The organism is Sulfurisphaera ohwakuensis, from assembly GCF_009729055.1.
Lineage (GTDB): Archaea > Thermoproteota > Thermoprotei_A > Sulfolobales > Sulfolobaceae > Sulfurisphaera > Sulfurisphaera ohwakuensis.
In genome coordinates, this window is the sequence record NZ_CP045484.1 from 1,912,580 (window position 1) to 1,938,537 (window position 25,958).

Consider the following 25,958-nt stretch of genomic DNA (forward strand, 5'->3'; position numbering starts at 1 on the left):
AAGAAATAAAGTTATTTTATTTATTTAAAGATTTCTATTAGGAGAAAACTAGGACAATTTATAGAAATAACGAGAGAAGAAAATTGTACTATAACCTTAATTTTTTTAAATAACCCTTAACGTTTTAAACTTTGAGAAATTTTTAAATATTAAAAAAGATAAGGTATTTTATGATGAAAGAAAAACTAGAGTCCAAAAAAGATGAAATTAGATGTTGTTATAAAATTACAGATACAGATGTAGCTGTTTTACTAAAGATGGTAGAAATAGAGAAACCTATAACCTCTGAAGAATTAGCTGATATTTTCAAGCTAAGTAAGACTACTGTAGAAAATAGCTTAAAGAAATTGATAGAACTAGGTCTTGTTGTTAGGACTAAAACAGAAGGAAAGAAAATTGGAAGACCAAAGTATTACTATTCTATTTCATCAAATATTCTAGAGAAAATAAGAAATGACTTGCTTAACTGCGCAAAAAGAATGGAATTAGCAGCCACCTAGTTTAACGTCTTTAATTTCTTTACTATCTTCTCCTTTTTCAATAATCATTAAATAAACACCATTTTGATTTGTAAGTTCTATAATCTTGCAATTCATTAAGTTTATCGCTTCTTTAATCATATCAACACATTTAGGATCTTTAAATAATACCTTTACAGACCCCGATTTAATACTCATTAATTTGGCTACTGTTTTCATAAAAGGCTCAGGGCATTCTGCGTTAGTTGCATCAATAACTTCCATAACTTACATTAAGAGTGCAAACTTAAAAATGTATTTACTTTTTTAATGAATATGAAAGTTGTTTGCCCCGTGTGTAACAGGCTCTTTGAAGCTGAATGTACACCATATAAGGTAACGTTTAATGAGATTGTATATTATTTTGACACAGAAATATGCCAATTGGCTTTTATGAGAGAGCCAGAAAAATTTGTTTTTAACTGCCAAAAGAAGAACGAATAAATGAAGGAAGAGTATTGATGAACATTTCTGAACATTTCTTAAAATCTTCAGTAAGTTTTTTCACCAACTCTTCTTTATCTAGAGCTTTGTAGAGGTATTTTGGTCTTCCACCTTTATTTGATTGAACTTTTTCTCTTTCAATAAAACCTAAAGAAACAAGTTTATTGAGACTTCTATTTACAGAAGCTTTAGATAATTTTAGCATTTCTACCAATTCATCTTCTGTTATAGTTTTCTTTTCAATAACTGTTTGCAATACTTTAAACTCTGTATCTGAAATATCATAACAAAAAGTTAATGCATCTATTAATTTAGCCTCTTTTCCCGAGGGCAAGGTTATTCTTTCTGTTTCTAGTTGCATATAAAATATTTCATAAATCATATATTTAAATTTTATCAAAAAAAGTTTTTTAGCAAAAAGAGATTAAGCCCAATAACCTTTGTTAATATCTTCTATTTTTGTAAAAAGGGCAATTTGGAAATACCTAAATGCTTCTACTGTAAATTTTATAGCATTTTGATCATCAAACTGAGATATTTTATTTATAAGCTCATTAAAAAACCTAGATAAATCATTATAAGTTGCCTTATCTAAGTCTGGATATTGAGATAAATCTAACGCTTTTATTATCTCATCTTTTGTTTTAGCACTCTTAACCTTATCATAAATAATCATTACTATCCCTCTTCCTCCTTGCTTACCAAACAGTGCTTCTTGAGGATTTCTCAGCCATCTAGCATATGTTGCAGCTAATTTCTTAGCCTCGTTTTCAATAGACACAATTTATAATTAGAATAAAAAGTATTAAAATATAATTATGAAAGCATTACTTTTAATGTCTGGTGGACTAGACTCTTCTTCAGCTGCTTATTACTACACGAGAAGGGGACTTAATTTTGATTGCCTATTCATAAACTATGGACAAAGATCAGCAAGAATGCAACTGAGAAGCAGTAAAATTATTTGTGAAAAATTAAATAAGAAGTTATTAGTAGCTGATATAAGAAAAATTAGAGAATTATTTATATCTGATAGCTGGTTAAAGCCTCATGAACCAATAACTCATAGAAATTTAGTAATAATACCAATTGCAATTGCTTTTGCCAAAGAAAAGGGATATGAAGAGATTATAATTGCTAGCGTTAAAGAAGATTGTGAATATGAACAAAATAGAATAGAGATCATTAAAGAACTAAAAAATTTAGGAGAAATTCTAAAAGTAAAAGTCTTAACGCCTTTTGCTGGCATGCCAAAGTCATTTCTACTTAAGCTAGGTGTTTCGGCTGGATTAGATCCTTCCTTGACTTATTCTTGCCTTTTAGGTCATAAATATCATTGCGGACAATGTAGTCAATGTTTAAAAAGAAGAGAAGCGTTCAAAAGTGCTAACATCCAAGATCCTACAAAATACCTAAATCTTTCTTAATCTTCTTAGAGAATTAATTAAGGAAGACATATCCTTACTAATTAAATACGGACTATATCTCGAACAGTCTCTAAATCTTTCTATGCACACTACCTTTATTCTTGAATCGTAAAATCTTGCTGAGAGCAAATCTAACGGAGATGAACCGATTGTTATTACATTTAATGGATCCCACTTAGTCCTTCTAAATAATTCTTCATAAGGGGCTTTTGAAGGCTTAGTCCTACCATTATTACTAATGAAGGGAAAATTAAGCTCTAGTTTGTTAACTATCTCTTTTGTAATTTTTTCATCATATGGAGAGAGTAAATAAATCTCATCGCGTATGTTTAATAGTTCTTTCCAATCCTCAAATGTTTCAGTTGTAATAGGAATATCTGTTATAGGTGTGCCCTTGTAGATATTATATAAAATATCGGTTAGGTCTATCTTTAGGATTACTCCATCAATCCAAACGGCGTATTTCATTAATTAATAATAAAAGTTAATAAGATTAAATTTTATACTTTAACTCATGCAAGTAGAAGGTTTTGAATTTCCAGATGAGCTTTATTACTACCCAGAAGAACATGTATGGGTAAAAATTGAAGGAGACATGGTTACTGTAGGTATAACATCACTTGGTCAATATATGGCTGGTAAAATATTTCAAGTTACAACTAAAAATAAAGGGGAAAAAGTAACTCCTAAAAGTGTAATTTTCACATTAGAATCTGCTAAGTGGATTGGAAAATTTAGATTACCCGTAGAAGGAGAAATAGTTGACATTAATGATGAAGTTGTAAAAAACCCAACTCTGATTAACGAAAAACCATATGATGCATGGATAGTTAAAATAAAAGGAGACATAAAGAAGGAAAAATTACTCCCAGTATCTGAGGCTGTTAAAATATTTGAAAATGACGCTAAAAGAGTAATTAGATAATTAATTTAAATTTCTTTTTCGAGCAAAACATTTTTATTATATTTCTTAGATATAGTAGAAGAGAGGGTTAAATATGGCAAATGTCTCAAATTGTGAAATTCCAGAAAATTTATTATATTTCATAGAAGGTAAGAATACTGTATGGGCAAAACAAGAAGCTCCGGATGTCATAGTAGTAGGAATAACTGATATTGCACAAACAATGGCTGGTAAGGTAGTTAAGGTTAGATTAAAGAAAAAGGGAACTAAAGTTGAAAGGGGTAAACCAGTAGCTACAATGGAGAGCGGAAAGTGGGCTGGACCAGTCCCAGCACCAGCAAGTGGAGAAATTATTGATGTAAATCCAGATGTCGAGAAAAACCCGGTTTTAGTTAATCAAGATCCTTACGGAAAGGGATGGTTAGTAAAGATGAAAGTTAACAATCCAGAAGAGCTTAAGCAATTGGTTACTGGAAGCGCAGCAGTATCTAAATTAACTGAACTGATTAATAGTGAGAAACTACAGTGCAAGAGGCTATGAAATGTCCTGGAGGTTTATTTCCCTCCCTCCTCAAGACGGCTATCATATGGTAACATCTTTTGTAGCTGTAGCTGATTATGTCTCAAGAGGAGGGAAAAACACACTTTTAGTTTTTTACTCTGATAAACCTTTTGTTAATGTTGGAGTTCACCAAGAAGTATGGCTAGAAGTAAACCTTGAATTTACTAAGAAAATGGGTATTCCTGTAGTTAGAAGAGATCTTGGTGGTGGAACAGTAGTTATTACACCTGGAGAACATGATTATTTTATTGTTGTTAAAGCTGATGAAGCACCTTCTAGTCCTAAAGCACTTTATGAAAAATACCTTACCCCAGTTGTAAATGTGTTAAAATCTTACGGTATTAACGCACAGCTTAGAGATCAGGATATAGTAGTAAACGGTAAGAAAATTAGTGGAAATGGCGCAATGACCTATAATAAGGCAGTTGTTATTACTGGTAATATTTTACTTAGCCTTGATGTGGATTTAATAAGTAAATGTATTAGAGTACCTACAGAAAAATTCCGAGATAAAATGGCTAAAGAAATGAGTGACTGGTTAACAAGCTTAGAAAAAGAATTAGGATATATTCCACCTAGGGAAGAGATTAATAAAAAGTTAAAAGAAGAATTTGAAAAATCTTTAGGAGTTAAGTTTGAAGAAGCTAATTTAACACCAGAGGAAATAGAACTTTGGGACAGATTAGCTAAAGAGAAGATGAATGAAGAGTGGATTTATTACAAAGATAATAGACATCCAGAATTACATACAGAAAGATGTGTTAAAATTAATAGTGCTGTTGCTTTATGTCACCTAGATTATAAAGCAAGAAAACTAGTTAGGATTACAGTAAAAATAGTAAATAAGAAATTTGATGAAGTTTCTATTTCAGGTGACTTCTTTATAATGTCTCCGAAAGACTTTTTAGAGTATTTAGAAGATTCATTAAAAGGAGCTAGTGTCGCTGATTTTGAAAAAAATATAAGAAAAGTGTTTGAAGAAAAGAAACCAATAATATTTGGTTTTACCGCAGACGATCTAGTTAATGCGTTTAAAGAAATCTTAAATAAACCAGAAGTTCAAGAGGTTATATAGATAAGACAGCTAATATTTCTCTTTCACCTAAACTTCCTAATAACGATAAAGCATCCACAACAGGAAGGAACCCGATATTTTTCTCAGCCATGAGTAATCTAGCAGTCTCTAGAGATGAATCTGGAGTAACTTTGTAAACATTTAATGTCATATACCCTTCAGCTTTAACGCTTGTTAAGTCCCTTTTTGCCAGTAACGCTCTTCCTATATCTTTTGCTGATATTACACCTATCGGTCTTTTTTCATCTACTATTACTGCATGTCTTTGCCAGTAAGATTTCATAAAATCAACAATATCTGATAATTTAGTTTCTTTGGTTGCAACTAATGGGTCAACATTCATTACGTCCCCTACCTTCACATCTCCTTTAACTTTACAGTGCCTAATTAAGTCCCTTTCGGTAACTATTCCTACAATTCTAACTCCATCACCCACAACTAGTGAGCCTATTCCCTCACTTGTCATAATTCTACAAGCCTCTTTTATGTCTGAAGTAGGTGTTATGAAAACAATATCCTTATTCATTATCTCTTCTACTGTCCCATCAATTTTTCTCCAGTTGTAAACAATATCACGTATAGTTATGATTCCGTCTTTTTCAACTAGAAGCCTCCTTATGTTGTTATTAATCATAATTTCCAAGGCTTTAAAAATAGAAGTACCTTTAGTTACATAAATCACATCTTTTGTCATAATATCCTTAACTAACATTAGATAGCCCTCTGTGGATTTACACCGTGAGCCCTAAAACACTCTTCTACTGATATATATTTCCATAATGCTTCTGGCTTATAACATTCTAGTGCTGGATTCTCAGATTCTTTCTGTTGTTGAGTAACCATCATGTTAAATCCCAGATAACATTATATTTTAAAAAAGAAAAAAATTTTACTCATATGAAAGTAAAAGTTGGAAACCTCGATTTAGAGATTGTTGGCGAAATTGAACTTAATGGAAAGACTTATAAGATCGTTGAAGTACCTAGTGCTGACGACTTTAAGGGATTTCCACCATCATGGGAAACAATAAAGAATTCCATGCTTAGCTGGAGACCTTATTTTAAAGGAAAGATGTTAGATGTAGATGGAAAACTAATTCCTATAGTTAATGACGAATATGTATTATACCTTGATGAGGAAATGTACGAGTTACTTCTGGATTTATATTATACTTTTAAAGTTAATAAGCCTCCTATTGAAGTGAACGTTAGTACAGTAGTTACAAGACAAATAGAGAATTACGAGGCGAAGATAAATAGAAATTTAGATCCAGAAGAGAAAACACATTTATATTTAAGATATTCAATCGAATTAGCAATTTTAAAAGATATAGGGATGATATCATGATAACTTTTACCGTTGAAGGAACTTTAGAGGGAGATAAAGTAAAAGTAAATGTAAAAGATACTGAATTTACTATAGGCTTACTCGGTTCTGATTATCCAACACCAGAAGAAGTTTTACTTGCTTCAGCCTTATCTTGTCTCATGCTAACAGTTTACTACGTTGCTAATGAAAAAGGGCTAAGAATTGAAAAGATGAATGGATATATTGAAGGAAATCTAGATCCTAAAGGCTTTCAAGGAGATCCTAATATTCCTCCTGGTTTTCTTGATATATCTTATGAAATAGAGGTAAAAGCTGATAATAAAGAGTTATTGGAAAAAGTATTAGAAGAATCTGAGAGGAGGTGTCCTCTTAAAGACACACTAACGAGAAGTATTAAAGTTAATGTGAAATGGAAGGTAATTTAAAACTTTTTAATTTAAAAAATTAAATTATAATTATGATGGTAGAAGAAGAGCTCCTTAAACCTGGTGAAAATGAACTTAAAGAAATGCAACCATATATTTTCGATCTAATAGATCAATTAAACAATATACTAGTACAAAATGAGGATTTACTAACACAGATCGGACTTGCAAGAAGAATATCAGTAACTCTCTCTATAATGACACTCCACAGATATAACCCAGATATTTTCATGAAAGAGGTATGGGATGACGTTCTACAAATAGTAGAAGAACTAAAAAAGATACCGCAAGTTGCTACCCAATTAAATGATTTACTTTCTGACATAGAAAAATTGAACGAACTTAAAAAACAAGCTGGAATATGATTTTTTTATTCTTTTCTTGTTTTATTTTATTTATAAACTCTACTAACTAAGGATCCTTCTATTACTAAAATCTAAGGAATAATACTTATTAGTATCTTTGAATATATTTATTTACGATGTGGCGTAAAAGAATTACGACAAGTGAAAAAACAATTAATTTCTTAAAAGTCTTTGGTCCTGCATGGCTTGTTATGATGGCTGACATGGATGCTAGTAGCATTATAGGTGCTGCACAGACTGGTGCTGTATATAATTATGGATTTGTATGGATCCTTCTGCTTTTAATAATTCCACTTTATATTATACAAGAGACCTCGGGTAGAATTGGAGTTGCCACGGGTAAAGGTTTAGGAGAAGTAATTAGAGAAAATTACAGTAAAAGAGTTGCAGCAATTATGGCATTACCTATGGCAATAACAGACGCATTTACTTATGCTATAGAATATATGGGGATAGCCATAGGATTTGAGGTGTTGGGAATTCCATTAATTATAAGTATTCCAGCTATTTTTATTATCCACATTCTAATAGTTACGAAACAGAAATATGTAGAAGCAGAAAGAGTTCTTTTAGGTATCTCGCTAGCCCTAATAGTTGGGCTTACAGCTACCCTATTTTTACGAGGAGTAAAAGATTATTCGCCTATCTATTTTAAACCCTCTCCCCTATTCTTTTTTCTTATCGCAGCCAATGTAGGGGCAGTAATAATGCCATTTATGCTATATTTCCAAGCCTCAGCTACAGCGATTAAACTAAAGGAGATTGATGCAATAGAATACAAATCACAAGTTATTAAACATATGAGAAAAGAGACATTACTTGGAGCAATAGCCACTGAAATCTTAATGGTAATTGTAGAAATGACATTTGCCGGGATAAAAAACGCTTCTGATCCATCAGTTTTTGCCAGTGCTTCCCAATTAGCAACCGTAATGACTCCTATAGCTGGTGATCTTTCTCCAATATTTTTCTCCATAGGGCTAATAAGTGCTGGATTCCTTGCATTAGTTGTAATTTCTTTAGGCAGTGCTTGGGGAGTGGTTGAGGCACTCGGAATCCCAAAAAGGAGTGCTTGGAAGATATATGTTATTGAAAGTATACCGGCAGTTTTAGTTACATTACTATTACCTCCTTCCATGTTAATAAATACAATACTTGATCTCCTAGTATTCTTCGTTTATGCTCTAATTGGACCAATAATAATTCTCGGCATAATCTCAAGAAATAAAAAGATCATGGGTGAATATTATTCTAGTGGAATAAGGTTAGTTGCATACTGGATATCAGCAATAATTATACTTTCAATTGCTATTATTGCAACTTTTTAAATGTTGATGTTAAACCTAAGGGTATTATACTTCCTTTCCTTTCCTTTATTTCAAATCCTTGTTGCTTGGCATAATCAAAAAATATTTTATCTAATTCTTCCTTGGTAACGTTGTCCGTCTTCTCTAACATTTTTCTTAGTCCTTGTATTATCTCTTTCAGATATACCTTATCTTCATTTAATGGTAAATCCTTATCTGAATGATACCAGGGAATTAAATCATCATTATAAAGTACCATTGCAGGATAGCCTTCTAAGACATAAGAGAAGTGATCTGAGAAAGGAGTTGGCATTTCTATTCTTTTTACATTAAAGAATTGAGAAAACTGAAATAAATCTGGAGTTGCCGAGAAAACAACCCTATTAGGAAAAAGAGCATCTAAAGAAATCATAATAAAAGTGTTGTCTTTTTTATGCTGAAAAGATCCGTTACAACATCTTGGACCTTCCTCAGAGGAAAAGAAAAGGAACTTAAGACCATGATGTTTTAATTCAACTTTTAACCCCTCGATTATATCTAGAGAAAAGAGATTATCATGATAACCGCTTAACCAGTGATCCACATGAGCACCAATTACTATATAATCTTCTCCAGGAATAGCCTCAACCTCTAAATTATAACTTTCATTCTCTCTTAAATAAGATTTAGAATAGATCTCAACTTCATCCCCATCCTTTAAAGGTACTTCAGAAAACACAGCAGGGATCTTTGAACCAACACTTATTCTTCTCAGTTTTCCCTGATCGAAAAATATAACGCCTTTATAACCCTCTGCAACTGCCTTATCATAAAGGTCTTTAACCATAAAAGGGTGAGGGGGCATCTCATAATACCTAATCTCCTTACCCACTTTTCCTTTAACGTAACCAGAAGTATAAGGAAGAAGAGAACCATTTACTTTTTTACCATTTACATAAAGCTCAAAGTTTTCAATTACCCATTCTTTAGTCTTTATAGTATGTAAAGAACCACCGAACTTTTCTTTTAACTCGCTCAAGATAAATTTCTCTTTATCACTACCATGAATAATCTCCCCCAGTGGGAAAAACTCTAAAGAAAGCATTAAAGAAATAAAAGAAGTAAAAAATATTAACTTTTATTTTCTTCCTTAATAGGTTTACCTAAAACTGATGGCGGGAATTGAGAGTAGATAACTCCAGCAATAACTAAGAGTAATGCAACTATATAACCTACAGTGGCTACTTGTGAAGGTGTTGGAGAGAAACCTTTGTAGTTTTGAGTTTCAGCTATTGCAACAGCAAATATTATTATTAACCCTATAATAAATATGATTTTGAATGCTTTATCCAATTTATTCAAATATTCTTGATTTTGAATAACTGCCATTTTATTCACCCCTTATATACAACTTTTGCAGTAATTATCATAGCAATCATTACCATTACACCAAATTCTAAACCACTTATTGACATTTGTAATGCACCACTTAAGATATGACCAGATGCACATCCACCAGCCATTCTGGCACCAAACATCATTAATGCAGTTCCACCAAATGAACCTAAAGCTCTAATAGCCTCATTATTACCAAATCTTTTCTCCCAACTTGGCGGTATATTCTTCCTAAATGCAGTAAACCTTCTAGTTAAGAATACTGCAGCAAAGAATGATCCTAGAAGTGTACCTATATCACTAAATGGCTCCCAACCAATACCTTTGAATACTATTTGACTATATTTAAAGTTCGGAAGGAATAATGCACCAGCCATCCATGAATATGTTGTTGATTCTCCGAATATTTGGTGCATAAACATTTCAGCAACAACAGTTAAACCTACTATTGCACCTACAGATACCATGTAGTATCTTGTAACATTAGATTCAACTGCCCAGTACTCGTTTAATTTCTTTGCAATGCTTTTCTCCTCATATGGTAAACCTCCGTATGTTAAGTACATTGCAGTATCTAATCTTTTAGCTTTTTCAACATCATTCATTTGTCCTTTTAATGTACCTCTTAAGCAACTATGTGTCCCACCCTTATATCTAGGTAAATAGTAAGCAACGGTAAAGAATATTGCTGAATATACTAAAGATATTAGGAATAACTCTACTGGTGTCAAATTACCCCATGGTATTAAATATTCTTTTCCAGATGGATGAGTTGCTCCAATTATTACACTACCAAAATTCAAAGTGTTAACTAACCACTGTCCAGCAGAAGTTTGAAACAATGCTGTCCATGCCGCTGCACCAACTAGCCCACCAAGTATTGCATAAATAGCATCCCTTCTACCTTCACCTAAAGCCATCCATGTTGAACCTGGGAAATAGCCAGCTATTGCCAATCCAATACCAAATAGAATACCTCCTAGACCTACTCCAATAACATATAGAGGCTTTGGTGACCAGTGAAATCCTATACCTAAAGCATATAATCCGAACATTACTGGAGTAGATACTGCAACACCTAATAATATACAATCTACGAATAGTCTGTCTTCCCATTTTGCTAACCTTATTAGAGTTTCAGGGTTCCCAATTCCCCAAGCTTCTGCTGCCGCACCAATTATAAATCCTACAATTATTCCAACCCATAATGGAGCTACGTATGTTATCATTTTACTTTCACCAAATTTTTATATTTAACTCCATATGTATAAATTTTAGTTACTAAAATTTGTTTGATTTTAATTAACTCAGTTAATTATATCAAATACTAAACCACTTTAAACTTTTAAAATTTTACTTATAGTTTAGAAATAATTGCAAACAAAAATTAATGAACTTAGAACTAGCATAACTGGTTATCCTTATATCTATATGCTATGGAAAATTCATCCAAATAATTGGAACACCTTGAAAGTACTAGAGTAAGGTTAATAAACTACTGTAATAATTATTCTTTATGCAAACCATACTTGTTCAAAAGAAAGAAACAATATTAAAGAGCGTTGATGAACTCACTGAAAGAAGCATAGATAATACAACTGTGATGGAAAGAAGAAACCTAGATTGACTTTTTAAGTCTTAAGTTTTTTTCTTTTTTGATGATTAAGCCTCTTACTTCTTCTCAGGAAGAGGTTTTAAAAGCTCTTAATGATGATAAGTATCAGATTGTAGGGATATTTGGACCCACTGGTACTGGAAAGACTTTATTAACATTATCATATGGTATAGATGTTATTAAGCAAGGAAAATTTAAGAAATTCATTATAGTAAAGCCAATAGTAGATATTGTTACTAAAAAGGAAATTACTGCTACTGAATTACCTAATTATCACGAGGTTATATTAAGTTATATAAAAGATGTTCTTGGACCCGAGTATTCAACTACTGTAGATGAATTATATAAAAGTGGAAGGATTGAAATTCTTGATTCAAGATTACTTAGAGGAAGAACGTTTGATGACTCAATTATTTTCATTGACGAAGTCCAAGAACTTCAGCCAGAGAGTATAATTGAGCTAATAATCAGAATTGGAAGAAATAGTAAGCTAGTAGTTGCTGGAGATCCAGTCTTCCAGTCACTTCAAATGAAAACAATTAAAGATCCTTCAGAGTTAGTTAGGGAAGTTTTATTAAATGAAGAGGATGCTAAAGTAATAGATCTTGGAGTTAAAGATATTATAAGGGCTGGTGCAAAGAGAGGTTTAAGACTTCTAATTGAGTATAGGTTAAGGAGTAGAATGTTATCGGAGGAAGAGAATAAGGTACTGAATGTTACTAAAGCTCATGCTCCAGATGCAGATATAATAACTGTTGTAGATTTGTCTGAGGAGAAAAAGAAACTAGGACTAGATAATTTGACTACAGTACCTGATAGTATAATAGTAGTAAAGGAAGGAAATATCGGTAGATTAGTGGGAAAAGGTGGTGAAAGAATTAATTCAACCGAAAAGGAAATTGGGAAAAAACTTAGGGCTTTAGAATTATCGCTTGATTTCAAGGAGTATATAAGAGCAGTTCATCCTCTCCCTTGGGTTGTCAAGCATATTGAAGATGCTGATTTTAAAGGAAACGAATTGGTAGTACAGATCAAGAAAGAGACTGGGGCCTTTATGGGACAAAAGGGTTCTTATGTGAGATTTGTTGATGAAGCCATTAGAAAACTTTTAGGTGTAGGTATAAGAGTTATAGCGAAGGAGAATGAAAATAGTTAGTTGGAATGTTAATGGGCTTAAGGCTATAACTAGAAAAGGAGCTTTAGAATCTGTATTAAATTACGATGCTATTTTATTACAAGAGATTCGTAGTAGTGATTTACCCTTAGATTTGTTAATGAGCGGATTTAACATTGCTTCTTTTCCAGCTAAGAAGAAGGGGTATAGCGGTGTTATGACATTAACGAGAGAAAAACCTAAAAGTATAATAAAAGGCTTAAACGTTAAGGAATTTGATGAAGAAGGAAGAACTGTTACAGTTGAGTTGGAAAAATTTTATTTAATCAATGCTTATTTTCCTAGAGCAGGAGATGGGCTTAGTAGATTAGATTTTAAAATATCTTTTGATAATAAAATTGAAGAATTTATGGACCAGCTAAGAAGAACAAAACCAGTTATTATTTGCGGTGATTTTAATGCTGTGGTGGAAAGAAGGGATTCTTCTTTTTGGGATGAAAATGAACCGGGTCTTTCGCCTAAAGAAAGAGAATGGATGAACCACATCTTGAAAAAAGGATATATTGATGCTTATAGGTTTATTAACCCTACAAAAATTGAATATAGTTGGAGGAGCTATAGATTTAAATGGAAAGCTATGAGAATAGATTATTGTTTAGTTTCTGAAGAATTAAAGGATAAAATTAGGGATTGCAAAATATTAAATGTATCTGGCTCTGATCACTATCCTATTCTTCTTGAAATAGAAGTCTGATATATATTTTGTAAAATAGCAGCTAATTGTGTTATTGACACTTTAAAATTCTGGTAATCATTTTGTATCTTATGGGAGAAAGCTTGTTGATATAGCAAATTAAGTTGAGGATATTGATAGGAAAGTGTTTGGATAACTCTATCTAAATCTTCTTTAGTATAATAAGGCATATTCATCTTTATTGCTATTGCAGCAATTAGGTTAATTATAGATACCCATAGAAAGTTCATAGCATTACTTAAATCACCTTGAGATTCATATAACAAGGCTTTAGCCCAATTGTCTCTATATTGGTTAAAATACTGTGAATCTAAGGAATAGAATTGCTGTGTTGATATAGGTTGAGAAGTAGAAGAGTTAACCGAAATATGCCTATCAGCCACTTTCTGAAGATATTGATAAAAGAAATATAGCCCAGCTAGAACTGGTGCTGAAGCAATCCACATTATATAGGGATTAGATACAAAGAATAAACTTGCTTCTATTAATGCAGCAAGGAAAAGTTCTATTGGGACTATTATGAGTGTTAGAATTCCTCTTATCCACTCATTTCTCCTTAAAAGAATGTATGTACCAGAGGCAGTCGCTATTGCATAAGATGGTAATTCTACAAAAGAGTGAGGAAGTGTTAGTAAGGATATTGCTGCTATAATGCCAGGAATATGATTAGCGGTCATTACAGCACTAAGAATCATCCCCGTATTAACTATGGAATAAGCTAAGAATAATATTCCAATAGCTGGAATAAAATCAAGCAATGCAACTCTGACATTGTTTGAAAATATGCTTAATGCTATTAATATGTAAGGCTCATTTCGTATAGAACTCTCTATACCATTATATTGTTGAACTAATGATGGAGAGTTTATTGGTATTGCTGAAGAGATTAAGAATATAATTATCTCAGCTACAAAGAACATTAGTATTAGTTTACTTATGGGTCTCATAATACTTAATTTTAACTCCATTAAATAAAAGCTTTCATAAGTTTATTAACGGCATTTCTGAGTATCTCTTCTGTTTCCCTTGGGGATTTTTCTATATTGTAACTTATATGTGACCAACTTTTCCCTTGAAGTACTCGACCAACTAGTACAGCTTCTTCTAATAAATCTAGTTTTATCGGCATTTCCCAAAAATATTTTTCAGTTAACAAACCAATAGAATCGGCTACTGAATTATAAGGGAGAATACCCTCTAAATATGCATTTATCTTATCTATATCTTGTGATCTTAGATCATCTATTTTCTTAAAAGCGTTAATACTATCTAAAAGCTTAGCTAATGATAAAGGCGATACGTTAAAATATACTTGATGAGCAGTATTGATTATCTTTCTTTTTAAATTAAAAGATAATACATTTGCAAGCTCTTTCGCCTTATCAGAAATAGGATAAACAACTATAACAGAGTAACCATTTAGACCTTCATTTTTTCTAGATGCTAAATAGATTGGAGTAAAACCATTTTTTACCCAAAAATTAAGGACTCTTGTATCTAAGATGAAAGAAGAACCTAGCCAATCCAAATTATTAGATATTGCATCACCCCTAATATGAGAAAGTAACTTAGAGCCTAGCCCCTTGCCTTGTAATTCCGGTAATACAGCAATCCTTATTATTCTCCAACCTTTCAATTTACCAAATTCCTTCAACCTCTCATACTTTATAATTCTGTGAGGTATTAAATGTCCTAAATTGCTCTCTCCCTTTAAAATGCTACTTATTCTCTCTTCCGATAATCCCCCTTCAAATATAACTTGTGCTAGGGAAACATCACTTAACGAATACAACTTCTGAAAATGTAAATCGCCTAACAACATTAAATCGTCTGGAGAATTACGATAATGAGCTGAAACAAGGATACCGTAAATTTGTCTTAATCTGCCATCATTTTTAAATAACTCTTCTCTGTTAACTTCTTCTATGCTATTATTTAATTGCTTTATCTTTGGTTCTGCATCCAAGAGCATAACGTCATAAATAAATCTCTCTATCGGATCCCCCTTTGAATATCTTATAGGAAAGTCTAAAGTAACGTGTTTAAAAAGATATTTTTGCTTTATTAATAGAAGATACTTAAGAAATGCCTTTCCAGAACCTTCGTACCCGTGAATAGTAGTTATAAGGATCGTCTTGTTCCACTTTCTAATAATATACTCTAGCGTTTCTATTCCTAAAGCTGCTGCTTCATCAACTACAATTAAATAACCATCATAATCTTTGGCTAAATCTGGAGCTAACCATCTGACTATCACTTCTCCAGCTGAAATCCTCATAATTTTTCCATCCCTCGATCTAGTAACGGTGTATTTTATGCCCAGGCTTTTAAGACCCGTAATTAAAAATCTAAAGATTTCTGAAGAAGAATAATAAGAAGGAGAAGTTATGACTATTACCGTTGGTTCTTTATGTTTTAGAGAAATAACATATGATAAGAAAAGCCCTATTGCAGCACTCTTCCCCCTACCTCTTGGTGCAGTCACAGCTAAAATTCGTTTTCTATCATCATGAAGGATAAATAATGACTCTTCCAATGCCTTATTTTGATCTTCACTTAGGCAAAGGTTATGTAACTTAACCGGAATGGAAGGATTAGACGGGATTTTAAGTGAAGATTTTTTTAATTCATTTACATTTACGCTCTTAAAATTTACTAATTTTTCATCTTTTACATAAATTATCCCTTGATATGATCTTATTTTCCTCATAAACCTATCTTCAAAGAAGTTATCAACAACTCCATCTCTTATTAGACTGTTTCTGTACAACTTGTCTTTGTATATATCGTTAGTATAGATAACAATTAGTCCTCCACCTCTAGCCATATCAGTTAAACGAGAAATATAATTAGGACGAAAATCATCTACAGCATCCATTATTACTAGGTCAAATGTCTCCCCAAGAAATTTTTCTGAAGATGAATAATCAATATCTGTCATTGGTAATCCAATTTGTTTAAAAAAATCAAATCTTTCCTTTGCTTTATCAACCCAAGGATGGAAAGCGTAAGCTATTCTAGGTTTTTTATTAATTTCAAGAAAAGAATTTAAAAAACCTAAAGTAGAATTCAGAAAATTATTCCCTTCTACGAAAAGTAAGTGCCTGTAATAAAAATCTAAGGCTTTTTGAAACTCTTCTCTCATCTTTTAGTGTTTCCTCCTACTTCTTAATGCTACCCCAACAACTATTAAAATTATCATGATTATCACTACTATTATAATAAGCCAACTTATTGTATACTTTGTGTTATTTACTTCTACTATTATTCCTTGAGATATTAAATTGCTAAACGCTGATGGAGATACTTGTACAGTAAACTTATCGTTTTGCACAAACGGGAATAACGCACCAGTTTGATTCCACAATAAAGTTATTGCCATAGTATAATTTCCAGCTTGTGCACCACCACTGACATCAACAACATATGTTACATTAACCTCTTCTCCAGGCTTAATATCACCTAAATAAGCTTCAGATGCTGTTAATGCCATCAGTGGATTTGAACTACTAACATATGGATAAATTACGTCATTAGAGCCTAGAATAGCTTTAACGTTTTTTGCAGTAGCATTACCAACATTCTTTATTGTTATAGTTATAGGAACTTGAGAAGCACCTGAGGATAAAGTTGGGTAATAGACTCCAACCACTTCTAGGTTCGCTTTGGGATATACTTCTATCTTAAACGATTTTACATATTTCCCACCATCATATTTAACTGTGAAATTAATGTAGTAATACCCAGCTTTTGTATCATTAGGTATGTTAATTAAAAAGGTTAAATTAGCTGGGACTCCTTGAGGTAATGCCCCAACAGTAAACTCACTTGAAGAAATTAATGGGAAAGGAGAAGATATTGAAACTGAAACGTTATTGGCTATTGCTTCGCCATAATTTACTAGAATTGCTTTAATTTCAACGTCATAATATCCCGGAAATACTTGTGGTGGAATTGTAAAGGCGTTTATTGTAATATTTGGTGAGTATATGACTACTGGAGTATAAACAACAGTCTTAGTGTTAAAGTATTGAATAGTTACCGGAATATAATATACTCCAGGTGTTGCATTTGGATAAACATTTACAGTTACAGAAGCATAATTATATTCACCAGCTGGTACTATACCAACATATACGTTCTTTTGAGTGAAATATAATGGATATTCTGAGTCTAAATCTAATGTCACATTTAAAGCATTTACATCTCCAAGATTTCTAATAACAAAAGTTAGAGGAACTTGGGACTGCCCAGAAGATACAGTTATTGGTGAATTAATAGATCCCCAAATTGCAGTAACAGAAAAATTAACATATCCATTTATATCCACAGTCATGTTAGTCGTTAGATTAACACCATTAAAGTAACTTACAACAATAGGAACTTGATAAACTCCCTGAGTAGCGTTAGGATAAATACTTGCATATGTAGCTATTTCTACTGGCTGACCAACCGGTAAATAACCAACATTTATTTTATTTTCTTCAAATTTTACCGGATAATGAGATTTAAGAATTACTGAAACATTAGATGCTATAGCATTACCAGAATTAACCAGAACTATCGTTAATGGTAAGTTATTTTCTCCACCACTCACAACTAATGGAGAAGTTAATGACCCCCAAACAGATTGTGCTGTTATTGATACATAACCAAGTATAGGAACTATTGCGGATACATTCTTCGATACTATATCTCCATTAGGCAGTTCTCCAGTAATTTTGAGATAAATTTTATAAATTCCGTCAGATGCAGAAGGAGATATCTTGTAAAGGAATGTGACATTTACTTGACTAGCAGTTTGTATTTCAGGGATTGTAATATTTTCAGTATTATTATAGTATTGATATAAACTGAAAGGATATATTGATAGTGGTGTAACATTTACATTATAGATTGGTGAACCTAAATTTATTAACGTAAATGTTATTGGTACTGGTCCCATGCCTGGAGCTAAAATTTGAGAAACGTGGGAAATTGCTGAAATATTAACTGATGTACCTTGAATTTGAGAAAAAACAATTAACGTTGGTAAGATAAAGGCTAATACAAAGAGGAGCCCTAGGGTCTTTTTATTCATTGCCATAAATTTCATATGGGAAATAGATATATCGAAATTAATAAAGCTATCTCAGTAAGGATCCATTCATTCACCGATCATCCCTTGTAAGGTTCATCATTCTAGGCCACCAATTATATTTCTTCAATATTGCTAATATTGCAGGAACAAATATAGGTCTTACTACAAATGTATCGAATAAAATAGTGATACCAACCCCAAATCCTATTTCTTGTAGAAACCTCATATCTGAAGACATTAGGGAAAGAAATGCACCAGCTAGTATTAAACCAGCAGCTGTAACTACTAATCCAGTTTTTTTAACAGCATTCACAATTCTTTCCTCATCATTTCCTTTTTCTTCTAAAATTCTAATAATGATAAACATATCATAATCGATCCCAAGGCTATACATAATTGCGAAAACTATTAGAGGTGTAAGCCAGTATAGAGAGCCATATACTAGATAAAGAATTGAGACACCAAACAAAGAACTTAATAAAAGAGTAAGACTTAGCCTTATAGGTACTAAAATAGAACCTAAACTAATTATTAAGTATACAGTAATTGTAACTATCGTTAGCGGTAAAACTTCTGTGTAATACAAATTTACAGTATTATCTACAATATCTATTCTTTCAGCATTACTTCCACCAACAAGATACCCCTCATTAATAAGTTGCTTTGTTAAGCTTATTGCACCATGACTGAATACAGGATATGGAATATAAATTTCCAGTGACGAGTAATTATCGGAATAATAAAGATTTGTAACATAAGTCTTATTAGCAAAAAGTGCCTTACCAATTGATGCTGGACCATAAACCAACGCACTTTTATTTATTAATTCTTTACTTAGATTGTATATTTCCGAATACGTAGTATTTGGATTTCCCTTAATTATAACATAATCTACACTATAATTATATAGTTGACCTAACAGTTGTTCTCCTCTAACTACTTCTGAAGAAGAGGGAACTATCTCATCAATAGCCACATTTGTATGATGTGTTATGAATACAGAGTACGAAGCTACAGCTAATATTATCATAAAAAGAAGGACCAAATACTTATGATTAATTGATACTCTAGATATTTTTTCTAAATATCTTTGCCTAACATCTTGGGGATTTGGAATTTCTCTTCTTGGAAAACTTAACCATCTTACTTTGATTGAAGACAGTGCTGTTCTTATAAAGAGTATAGCTGGAACTAGTGACGAGATTGAAGATATTACTAACGCTATTCCTATGTTTCTTAACAAAGGCGAAGAAGAAAAAAGAAATGATGAAAAACCTAAGGTTATACTTAACCCACTAAATAGAACTGCCCTTCCTGCAGTTCTAAATGCAACCTTCAAAGGTTCTTTCTCGCCTTTTCTAACCTCTTCAAAATACCTATATAAAAATAGAATTGAGTAGTCAACTGTTATACCAAAAACTATCGGAGGAATAACTAATCCAGAAATATAATAAATAGAATAACCGAAGAAAGTAAGAAGATATAACAAAGAATATGCTACTACTAACCCTATCATTGCACTAACAATTAATATTATAATAGGAAGCAAAGATCTTACAAGTACAACTAAAAGTATAGTTAAAATTAATATTGTAAAAATATCAATAATCCTTAAATCTTGTTCAGTAACTACAGCAGACTCAGCATATATTGGTAAATGCCCAGTTATTGTAGCATTTGGTAAAGCTCTCATAAATGTCTCTACATCGATTAAACTTTCGTTAGAAGGCACTTGAACTATAAATAGCCACTCATCTCCTTTATGAAACTGGTTAATACTTAAAGGTGGGGGAGGAAATTCCTTTTCAACCAAAGTTAAAGAATAATTATACGGATCCTCAATCTCTGCTGTAGATACATTCTTTCCAGTTATAATCCTAATCAAATATGTATAATCCTTAAACTCCTTCAAGGTATTGGCAACTAAATTCATATCACTGTAGTTATTAAAAGAGAAAAGAAAAACATACGGATCCTTAAACACTATATAACTCGCATTCCTAGCTTTCTCAACATCGGTACCATTTTTTAAGGTATTATAAACTGCCAAAAACTTTAATGCTAGACTAGAATTACTTTTGAACTTTCCTAAGGGTAATCCGTAGGTTACGTTCAGTTGAAAATAAAAAGATGTAAGGTTATTTAATAGCAGAAGTTGTAACGTTGTTAAATTTTTATAAATTTCATGAAATGGTAAAATCTCTTCATAGACCTTCTTAATTATCGGAAGTATGACGGAGAAATATGAGCTATTGCTTTCATTAAGTATAGAGTAGGGAGTTAAAAGTTTGTAGTTCTGAAGATACTTACTCGCCGTCTCATTTATAATTTTCAGCGATGTACTATAATTTCCTTTAGTTATTACATATATATCATCATTCGTCGAAAAATTAAAATATTTCACAAGAATATCTTTTACTTTAACGCTAGCAAAATGCGAATTTAGAAAAGGTGAATCAGAGTAAACGAATAAATGTTGTATATTCAAAGCGAAAGGTGCTAAAATAACTAGAAGAATTAGCCATAAAATTAAATAAGCTTTCATAACGCTAAATTCTCCTTAAGAATTAAAAATGTTAGTCATAAAAATTATAACATTTCAGTTATTATAATTTCGAGACTTTTAGGAGTATACATGCCATGCCTTGGGTTTACGCTATGAGAGCATCTTTAAGCACACAAGAGCCTTTTTATATTGGGGAATTCATCCCTAAAAATCTTATAAAGTATAATAATCAAATACCGTTCATTTGAAATAGTGATCCGCACATCTATTGTGTAAAGGCCTTGTACCTCTTTATAGTCTATATAGATAAAATATTTTTAACTCAAGTTAACCATATACCCTATGAAGGCCATTTCAACAATAGCAATAGCAATTATAGTAATTGTAGTAATAGCTATAATAGCCACAGCAGCATATTTTATTATATCAAGCCATCATACACAAACAACAACAACTACTAGTACTACACCAATTACACTTACAGTAGTTACGTTTAGTGGTACTTCCGCAAACTTTATTCAATATGCGGGAGAGCTTTTCCATCAACTCCATCCCAATGTTGAAGTTCAAGTAGTTCAGTATCCGTTTAGTGAGTATATAAGTAAGGAATTAACAGCGTTAGAGGCACATTCATCTCAATACGACATTATAGGCTTTACTTCAACTTCCGCTTTATCTGTAGCGCCTTATTTGTTACCATTAAATCAGAGTGATTTCAATTTCTCTGATATAATATATCCACAAGAGGATTTTGGAGGACTTTATTATAATACAAGTACGGGGAAAACGGAAATTATAGGGATAGCTTATGAGACTGCTGTATATTTAATGGCTTACAACATGACAGTATTTAATAACCAAACCTTAGCAGAAGAATTTGAGCAAGAATATCATATGAACTTCTCTCCAATAACATATAAAAATTGGACTGTAGTTTTAGATGTAGATGAGTTCCTAACTTCTCACCATATAACTAAATATGGATTTCTAATTGATGACCATGTAGCACATGGTATAATTGATGCCTTTCCTGCTGTGTTTGGTTGGTATTATTTCAGAGATAGTTCAATCAATTTAGGAAACCCGTCTGGAATACCAAATTATAACATAATGTTTGAAGGGAAGATACTTCCAGGATATAATTATCCTTTACCGTCATTTAACAGTACTTCTGGAGTAGAAGCCCTTATGACATATAGAGAATTAGTAAATTACGAACCAAATCCCTCTCAAATTCAAATATCATATGATAATTTACCAGAATTCTTCTCACAAGCTGCAGGTGCGTTTTTGTTCACTTCACAGCTAAGTTATATTAATGACTCACAAGATGTACTATTAGCGCCACTTCCTGGTGGGTATGCAGAAACTGGAACTGACTTCTTAGGCATTAGTAAATACTCTGCTCATCCTCAATTGGCGTTGGAATTCCTACAATTCTTAGTATCACCTAAGGTTCAAGAAATAGCTTTCTTAAAATTTGGTAAGTTCCCAGTATCTAAGGAGGCATTTAACAATTTAATAAGTAACTCCTCAATACCTTATTATCAAAGGGAATGGTTACAAGAAACTTATAGGGCAGCCCTTAATGCTTCTGCTAATCCGCCTAATATTCCACCTACTTATCCAAAACTTATACCGAGTTTTAATAACTTAGTCTTTCAGTTTTTAACATCTCCTCAATACAATGAAACCTATGCCATGGAAATATTGCAACAAGCTGCAAATGAATGGGTTTCAGCCCTATCGTAATCATAAAAGTTAATATTTTTACCTTCATAATTTTTTTGATAATTGTTGATTACACTTAAAAACGTAACTAAACTTTTCGGTAACTTTAAAGCTTTAGACAATGTAAGCCTCGAAATAGAAAAGGGAGAGTTCTTCATAATTTTAGGCAGATCAGGTTCTGGGAAAACTACACTTCTCAGACTTATAGCTGGATTGGAAAAAGTGACTTCTGGGAGAATAATAATAGATAATGAAGATGTTACAGATCTTCCTCCTTCAAAAAGAGATGTGGGAATGGTTTTTCAGAATTATGCATTATATCCTAATAAAACTGTTTATGAAAATATGGCTATAGCTCTTGAAAATATTAAGATTAGTAAATCGGAAAAAGAAAAGAGGATAGTTGAAATTTCGAAGGAATTAGATATATATAATTTACTGGATAAATATCCTGGTCAACTTTCTGGAGGTCAGCAACAAAGAGTAGCAATAGCAAAGGCTTTAGTCAGAAGACCTAAGGTAATGCTAATGGACGAACCTCTATCAAACCTAGACGTTCAACTTAGGTATTCTGCCAGAAAATTAATCAAAAAAATACAAAGAGAATTTAATATCACTACACTTTACGTTACCCATGATTCTAATGAGGCTTTAGCTATTGCAGATAGAATATGTGTAATAGATAAGGGAAAGGTTTTACAGGTGGGAAAACCTGAGGAAATTTATAGTTCTCCCTCAAATATCACAGTCGCCTCACTATTAACGTCTATGAGCTTTATACGAGTGGATGGAAAAACTATTGGGGTTAGACCAGAGGATGTTATATTAGGTGAGGGGCAATATGAAGGGACAGTTACAAATTCCGAATTTTGGGGTTCGTATTATTTAATTTATATTGACTATAACGGAAATGAGATAAGGGCTATGAGCAAAAATAGAATAAAAGAAGGCTCAAAAATAAAGTTCGAATTAACTAATTATAAGGTGTTCAATCATGATTAGATATTCCATACCTTACTTAGTATATATTACTATTTTCGGAATTTTACCATTAATTCTAACGTTTGTAATAGTTGGTTTAAACTTTAATCTTGCGAAATCAGCTTTTTCAATAACAAATGTTGGTGAAATAATATATAATACTTTTTACTTCTCATTATTTACTGCAATAGTTTCAACTATTTTGGGCTTTATTCTCGCTATAGGAGTTGATATGTTCCCTAAAAAAGTCTTGATCTTATTAGCCCTATTACCCTTTACAATACCTTTTACGTCATCAGCACTTATCTGGGTAATAAGTTTTTATGGAGGCTACGGATGGTTCACCTACTTACTTGGAATTAATTATGATCCTTTATACTTCTCTAAAACAGCGTTAACTGCAGTAAGCCTTGTCAGTGCATGGAGTTCTACTCCTTTAGCGTTTTTACTAATATTAGCCTCTTTAAGGAGTGTCCCAGTTGAAGTTAAGGAATCGGCACAGATAGACGGTTTAACTCTATCCCAATATTACCTTAATGTAGCCTTTCCCTATGCATTAAAAGGAATATTACTTTCCTTCCTTATTAATTTCGTACTATCCATGGGTAACTTTGACCTACCATATGTTATGACTCAAGGGGGACCAGGGTTTTCTACAACAACACTTTCGTTAATCGTATATTTCATGATGTTTGAATACGATAACTTTTCTGGTGGTGCATTATTTGCGGCAATACTTTCTCTTATAGCAACACTTCCAGCAATAGGTGTTGCCTTATTAGTAAAGAAAGGAGGTTTTAGAGTTAGTTTACCCGCAATCAAAATCCCAGATAAGTTATTCAAACCGATAATTCTAGCTCTTACCGTGATAATTATATTATTTTTAGATTTTCCAGTCTATTGGATGATATTAGTCGCTACGAGACCTAATAATTTAGATTTCGTAAAACCGCCAATTTTACTTCCCAAATCCATTAATTTGTCTTATTTAATATCATCATTTTATTCCTCAATACCGTACATGATAAGTTCAATAGTTATAGCATTAATTGTAGGCGTAATTACAATTCTACTGTCAAGTATAAGTGCCTATGGGAGTGCTAGAAAATTCTGGTTCTGGCTCTTAATATTATCAATATATTTATATGCTTTACCATCAACGTCTTACATAATACCAATATATCTAATGGAGGCTGACGTTAATTTAATTAACACATGGATAGGTTTAGCACTACCTTCAGCAATATTTACAGCTACTTTTGCTTTCTGGACTATGTTCAATTTCTATATTGATTTCCCTAAAGTATATGAAGAAGCTGCGGAAATTGATGGAATGAAAAATAAGATGCTTAGATTAATATTACCACTATCCAGACCTTTCTTAATTGCCAGTTTTATAATCTCTTTCATATTTGCCTGGCATCTACTATTTTACCCGCTAGTATTAAGCGAAACACCATATAATATGAACTTCCCACCTAGTGGGAGTGAAACAATAACTATCTTTGCACTGAATTCAATAACACAAGGATCAGTAAATTGGGCTCTATTAGCATCTTCTGCACTGATAGCTGCACTACCAGTTATAATAATATCCTATGTAGCGCAAGATTACGTATTAAGAGGATTATATAGTGGAGGAGTAAAAGGTAGCTGATTTCACGTAAAGGAAATTATCTTATCATATCATAATGAACTAATAAATACTCTGATTTAAATTTACTCCCTTGCTTTATTTCGTTTATTACAAGGAATTTTTTAGTAAATAAGACAATATTTCTTACATATGTTTAACTAACGTAAAAATATAACAATTTTCCTATAAAGGTTAATCTAATTATACTAAATTATTCGTAATTCTTCGAGCTTTTCCTTATTTTATCTTTACCTATGAATTCTATAATACATGAGGCAAACTATCTATTGAAAAGAATATCTTATAATCTTGAGTTTTAAGAAAAGTTGCCATTATAAACGATACCTTATCTCTCTGAGCATTAGTTAAACTTACCTTCTGCAGAAATTGTCTTATCACATTAGTTTCTTCTTCACTAATTTCAATCATCTTGAACAATATGCTTTCCATACTCCCTTTATATCCATTTTCTGGGTCACCCACGACTATAAGTTTTTTATTTCCCATAGAAATTATTGGAGGATTTAATAAAACATCTAAGTTAGCAAATCTATTTGTAATTCCATCAAAGCCCTCATCATTACCATCCACTAGAAAACAGCCGTTGCTTGCGATTCTAAATTGCTATATAACGTTCTCCTTACCATTATCTAAATCTACGTTATACTTGTTAAGAATTATCTCATCAAACTTTCCTTCTACTACATAGCGTGAGCAGTTAAGCATACTTAATCTAGCTTAAAGAATGCTCCATTTCCATTATAGCTTTTACGTCTTCGGGTTCACTATAAGCTTTAGCTCTTTTGTCCTT

At 32.1% G+C, this 25,958-nt stretch carries 29 protein-coding genes; 15 read left to right on the forward strand and 14 right to left on the reverse strand.

Annotation, left to right across the window (positions count from 1 at the left end; genetic code table 11):
• Positions 1-173: 173 nt before the first annotated feature.
• Positions 174-500 (forward strand): Lrs14 family HTH-type transcriptional regulator, encoded by a 327-nt coding sequence (gene lrs14, locus D1869_RS10595; RefSeq protein WP_052846996.1) that lies wholly within the window; start codon positions 174-176, stop codon positions 498-500.
• On the opposite strand, the gene D1869_RS10600 is transcribed toward lrs14 (D1869_RS10595), so the two are convergent.
• Complete coding sequence (locus D1869_RS10600) at positions 486-743, reverse strand: sulfurtransferase TusA family protein (protein WP_156015074.1); 258 nt, start codon at positions 741-743, stop codon at positions 486-488. The genes lrs14 (D1869_RS10595) and D1869_RS10600 overlap by 15 nt on opposite strands.
• Positions 744-794: 51 nt before the next feature.
• Between D1869_RS10600 and D1869_RS15165 the strand changes: the two genes are divergently transcribed.
• Positions 795-962 carry a hypothetical protein gene (locus tag D1869_RS15165; protein ID WP_184651051.1) on the forward strand — a complete coding sequence of 56 codons (168 nt, stop codon included), beginning with the start codon at positions 795-797 and terminating at the stop codon, positions 960-962.
• Here D1869_RS15165 and lrs14 (D1869_RS10605) read toward each other — a convergent pair.
• The gene (gene lrs14 / locus D1869_RS10605) at positions 937-1,323 is read right to left on the reverse strand and encodes an Lrs14 family HTH-type transcriptional regulator (protein ID WP_156015075.1); all 387 of its coding nucleotides are present in this window, start codon (positions 1,321-1,323) and stop codon (positions 937-939) included. The genes D1869_RS15165 and lrs14 (D1869_RS10605) overlap by 26 nt on opposite strands.
• A gap of 63 nt (positions 1,324-1,386) precedes the next feature.
• Positions 1,387-1,743: a hypothetical protein gene (locus D1869_RS10610; RefSeq protein ID WP_184651050.1), complete on the reverse strand. Its 357-nt coding sequence runs from the start codon at positions 1,741-1,743 to the stop codon at positions 1,387-1,389.
• Between the two features lie 37 nt (positions 1,744-1,780).
• On the opposite strand from D1869_RS10610, the gene D1869_RS10615 reads away from it, so the two are divergent.
• The gene (locus D1869_RS10615; RefSeq protein ID WP_156015077.1) at positions 1,781-2,389 is read left to right on the forward strand and encodes a 7-cyano-7-deazaguanine synthase; all 609 of its coding nucleotides are present in this window, start codon (positions 1,781-1,783) and stop codon (positions 2,387-2,389) included.
• Here D1869_RS10615 and D1869_RS10620 read toward each other — a convergent pair.
• Positions 2,375-2,857: an HAD family hydrolase gene (locus D1869_RS10620; RefSeq protein WP_156015078.1), complete on the reverse strand. Its 483-nt coding sequence runs from the start codon at positions 2,855-2,857 to the stop codon at positions 2,375-2,377. The genes D1869_RS10615 and D1869_RS10620 overlap by 15 nt on opposite strands.
• Before the next feature lie 46 nt (positions 2,858-2,903).
• Here D1869_RS10620 and D1869_RS10625 point away from each other — a divergent pair, with 46 nt between their 5' ends.
• The 3 genes from D1869_RS10625 (at position 2,904) to D1869_RS10635 (ending at position 4,930) form a co-directional block, all read left to right on the forward strand.
• Entirely contained in the window at positions 2,904-3,314 is a 411-nt protein-coding gene (locus D1869_RS10625; RefSeq protein WP_010979965.1) for a glycine cleavage system protein H, read from the forward strand.
• 73 nt (positions 3,315-3,387) lie between these two features.
• Positions 3,388-3,834, forward strand: a complete 447-nt coding sequence (gcvH, locus tag D1869_RS10630) for a glycine cleavage system protein H (RefSeq protein WP_010979966.1) — start codon at positions 3,388-3,390, stop codon at positions 3,832-3,834.
• A 1-nt stretch (position 3,835) separates the two neighbouring features.
• Positions 3,836-4,930, forward strand: coding sequence for a lipoate--protein ligase family protein (locus D1869_RS10635; RefSeq protein ID WP_156015079.1), 1,095 nt, complete (start codon positions 3,836-3,838; stop codon positions 4,928-4,930).
• Here D1869_RS10635 and D1869_RS10640 read toward each other — a convergent pair.
• Positions 4,923-5,642 carry a CBS domain-containing protein gene (locus D1869_RS10640; protein ID WP_156015080.1) on the reverse strand — a complete coding sequence of 240 codons (720 nt, stop codon included), beginning with the start codon at positions 5,640-5,642 and terminating at the stop codon, positions 4,923-4,925. The genes D1869_RS10635 and D1869_RS10640 overlap by 8 nt on opposite strands.
• Entirely contained in the window at positions 5,642-5,773 is a 132-nt protein-coding gene (locus D1869_RS15710) for a hypothetical protein (protein WP_269203970.1), read from the reverse strand. The genes D1869_RS10640 and D1869_RS15710 overlap by 1 nt, the downstream gene beginning before the upstream one ends.
• A 54-nt stretch (positions 5,774-5,827) precedes the next feature.
• Between D1869_RS15710 and D1869_RS10645 the strand changes: the two genes are divergently transcribed.
• From D1869_RS10645 to D1869_RS10660, 4 genes are all read left to right on the forward strand, one after another.
• Positions 5,828-6,277: a hypothetical protein gene (locus D1869_RS10645; protein WP_156015081.1), complete on the forward strand. Its 450-nt coding sequence runs from the start codon at positions 5,828-5,830 to the stop codon at positions 6,275-6,277.
• Positions 6,274-6,684 (forward strand): OsmC family protein, encoded by a 411-nt coding sequence (locus tag D1869_RS10650; protein ID WP_156015082.1) that lies wholly within the window; start codon positions 6,274-6,276, stop codon positions 6,682-6,684. Before D1869_RS10645 ends, D1869_RS10650 begins: the two co-directional genes overlap by 4 nt.
• 32 nt (positions 6,685-6,716) lie before the next feature.
• The gene (locus tag D1869_RS10655) at positions 6,717-7,049 is read left to right on the forward strand and encodes a hypothetical protein (protein ID WP_156015083.1); all 333 of its coding nucleotides are present in this window, start codon (positions 6,717-6,719) and stop codon (positions 7,047-7,049) included.
• A 116-nt stretch (positions 7,050-7,165) separates the two neighbouring features.
• Entirely contained in the window at positions 7,166-8,377 is a 1,212-nt protein-coding gene (locus D1869_RS10660; RefSeq protein ID WP_156015084.1) for an NRAMP family divalent metal transporter, read from the forward strand.
• Here D1869_RS10660 and D1869_RS10665 read toward each other — a convergent pair.
• From D1869_RS10665 to D1869_RS10675, 3 genes are read right to left on the reverse strand one after another with little or no spacing between them, the layout of a single operon-like run.
• Positions 8,361-9,440, reverse strand: coding sequence for a M28 family peptidase (locus tag D1869_RS10665; RefSeq protein WP_156015085.1), 1,080 nt, complete (start codon positions 9,438-9,440; stop codon positions 8,361-8,363). The two genes, D1869_RS10660 and D1869_RS10665, sit on opposite strands and share 17 nt — an antisense overlap.
• Before the next feature lie 26 nt (positions 9,441-9,466).
• Positions 9,467-9,724 carry a hypothetical protein gene (locus tag D1869_RS10670; RefSeq protein WP_231113602.1) on the reverse strand — a complete coding sequence of 86 codons (258 nt, stop codon included), beginning with the start codon at positions 9,722-9,724 and terminating at the stop codon, positions 9,467-9,469.
• A gap of 5 nt (positions 9,725-9,729) precedes the next feature.
• Positions 9,730-10,959: a YeeE/YedE thiosulfate transporter family protein gene (locus D1869_RS10675; RefSeq protein ID WP_156015086.1), complete on the reverse strand. Its 1,230-nt coding sequence runs from the start codon at positions 10,957-10,959 to the stop codon at positions 9,730-9,732.
• Positions 10,960-11,388: 429 nt separating this feature from the next.
• On the opposite strand from D1869_RS10675, the gene D1869_RS10680 reads away from it, so the two are divergent.
• Together D1869_RS10680 and D1869_RS10685 are read left to right on the forward strand one after the other, a co-directional pair.
• Positions 11,389-12,501: a PhoH family protein gene (locus D1869_RS10680; RefSeq protein WP_156015087.1), complete on the forward strand. Its 1,113-nt coding sequence runs from the start codon at positions 11,389-11,391 to the stop codon at positions 12,499-12,501.
• On the forward strand, positions 12,488-13,213 hold the full coding sequence (locus D1869_RS10685) for an exodeoxyribonuclease III (protein WP_010979980.1): 726 nt from the start codon (positions 12,488-12,490) through the stop codon (positions 13,211-13,213). Before D1869_RS10680 ends, D1869_RS10685 begins: the two co-directional genes overlap by 14 nt.
• Here the strand turns inward: D1869_RS10685 and D1869_RS10690 are convergent.
• Genes D1869_RS10690 through D1869_RS10705 form a run of 4 tightly spaced genes read right to left on the reverse strand, consistent with a single transcriptional unit; the run spans position 13,183 to position 20,838 of the window.
• Positions 13,183-14,160, reverse strand: coding sequence for a stage II sporulation protein M (locus D1869_RS10690; protein WP_231113603.1), 978 nt, complete (start codon positions 14,158-14,160; stop codon positions 13,183-13,185). The genes D1869_RS10685 and D1869_RS10690 overlap by 31 nt on opposite strands.
• A 20-nt stretch (positions 14,161-14,180) precedes the next feature.
• On the reverse strand, positions 14,181-16,358 hold the full coding sequence (locus D1869_RS10695; RefSeq protein ID WP_156015089.1) for a tRNA(Met) cytidine acetyltransferase TmcA: 2,178 nt from the start codon (positions 16,356-16,358) through the stop codon (positions 14,181-14,183).
• A 3-nt stretch (positions 16,359-16,361) separates the two neighbouring features.
• A complete protein-coding gene (locus D1869_RS10700) occupies positions 16,362-18,308 on the reverse strand; it encodes a COG1361 S-layer family protein (RefSeq protein WP_156015090.1) in 1,947 nt (648 codons plus the stop codon).
• Positions 18,309-18,363: 55 nt separating this feature from the next.
• The gene (locus tag D1869_RS10705) at positions 18,364-20,838 is read right to left on the reverse strand and encodes an MMPL family transporter (RefSeq protein ID WP_156015091.1); all 2,475 of its coding nucleotides are present in this window, start codon (positions 20,836-20,838) and stop codon (positions 18,364-18,366) included.
• A gap of 303 nt (positions 20,839-21,141) precedes the next feature.
• Between D1869_RS10705 and D1869_RS10710 the strand changes: the two genes are divergently transcribed.
• The 3 genes from D1869_RS10710 to D1869_RS10720 are packed head-to-tail and all read left to right on the forward strand — an operon-like array spanning position 21,142 to position 25,168.
• On the forward strand, positions 21,142-22,551 hold the full coding sequence (locus D1869_RS10710) for an ABC transporter substrate-binding protein (RefSeq protein ID WP_156015092.1): 1,410 nt from the start codon (positions 21,142-21,144) through the stop codon (positions 22,549-22,551).
• A 45-nt stretch (positions 22,552-22,596) separates the two neighbouring features.
• Positions 22,597-23,532 (forward strand): ABC transporter ATP-binding protein, encoded by a 936-nt coding sequence (locus D1869_RS10715; protein ID WP_156015093.1) that lies wholly within the window; start codon positions 22,597-22,599, stop codon positions 23,530-23,532.
• Complete coding sequence (locus D1869_RS10720; RefSeq protein ID WP_156015094.1) at positions 23,525-25,168, forward strand: ABC transporter permease; 1,644 nt, start codon at positions 23,525-23,527, stop codon at positions 25,166-25,168. Before D1869_RS10715 ends, D1869_RS10720 begins: the two co-directional genes overlap by 8 nt.
• A 240-nt stretch (positions 25,169-25,408) precedes the next feature.
• Here the strand turns inward: D1869_RS10720 and D1869_RS10725 are convergent, their stop codons facing one another.
• Positions 25,409-25,738, reverse strand: a complete 330-nt coding sequence (locus tag D1869_RS10725; protein WP_156015095.1) for a hypothetical protein — start codon at positions 25,736-25,738, stop codon at positions 25,409-25,411.
• Positions 25,739-25,958 lie beyond the last annotated feature (220 nt).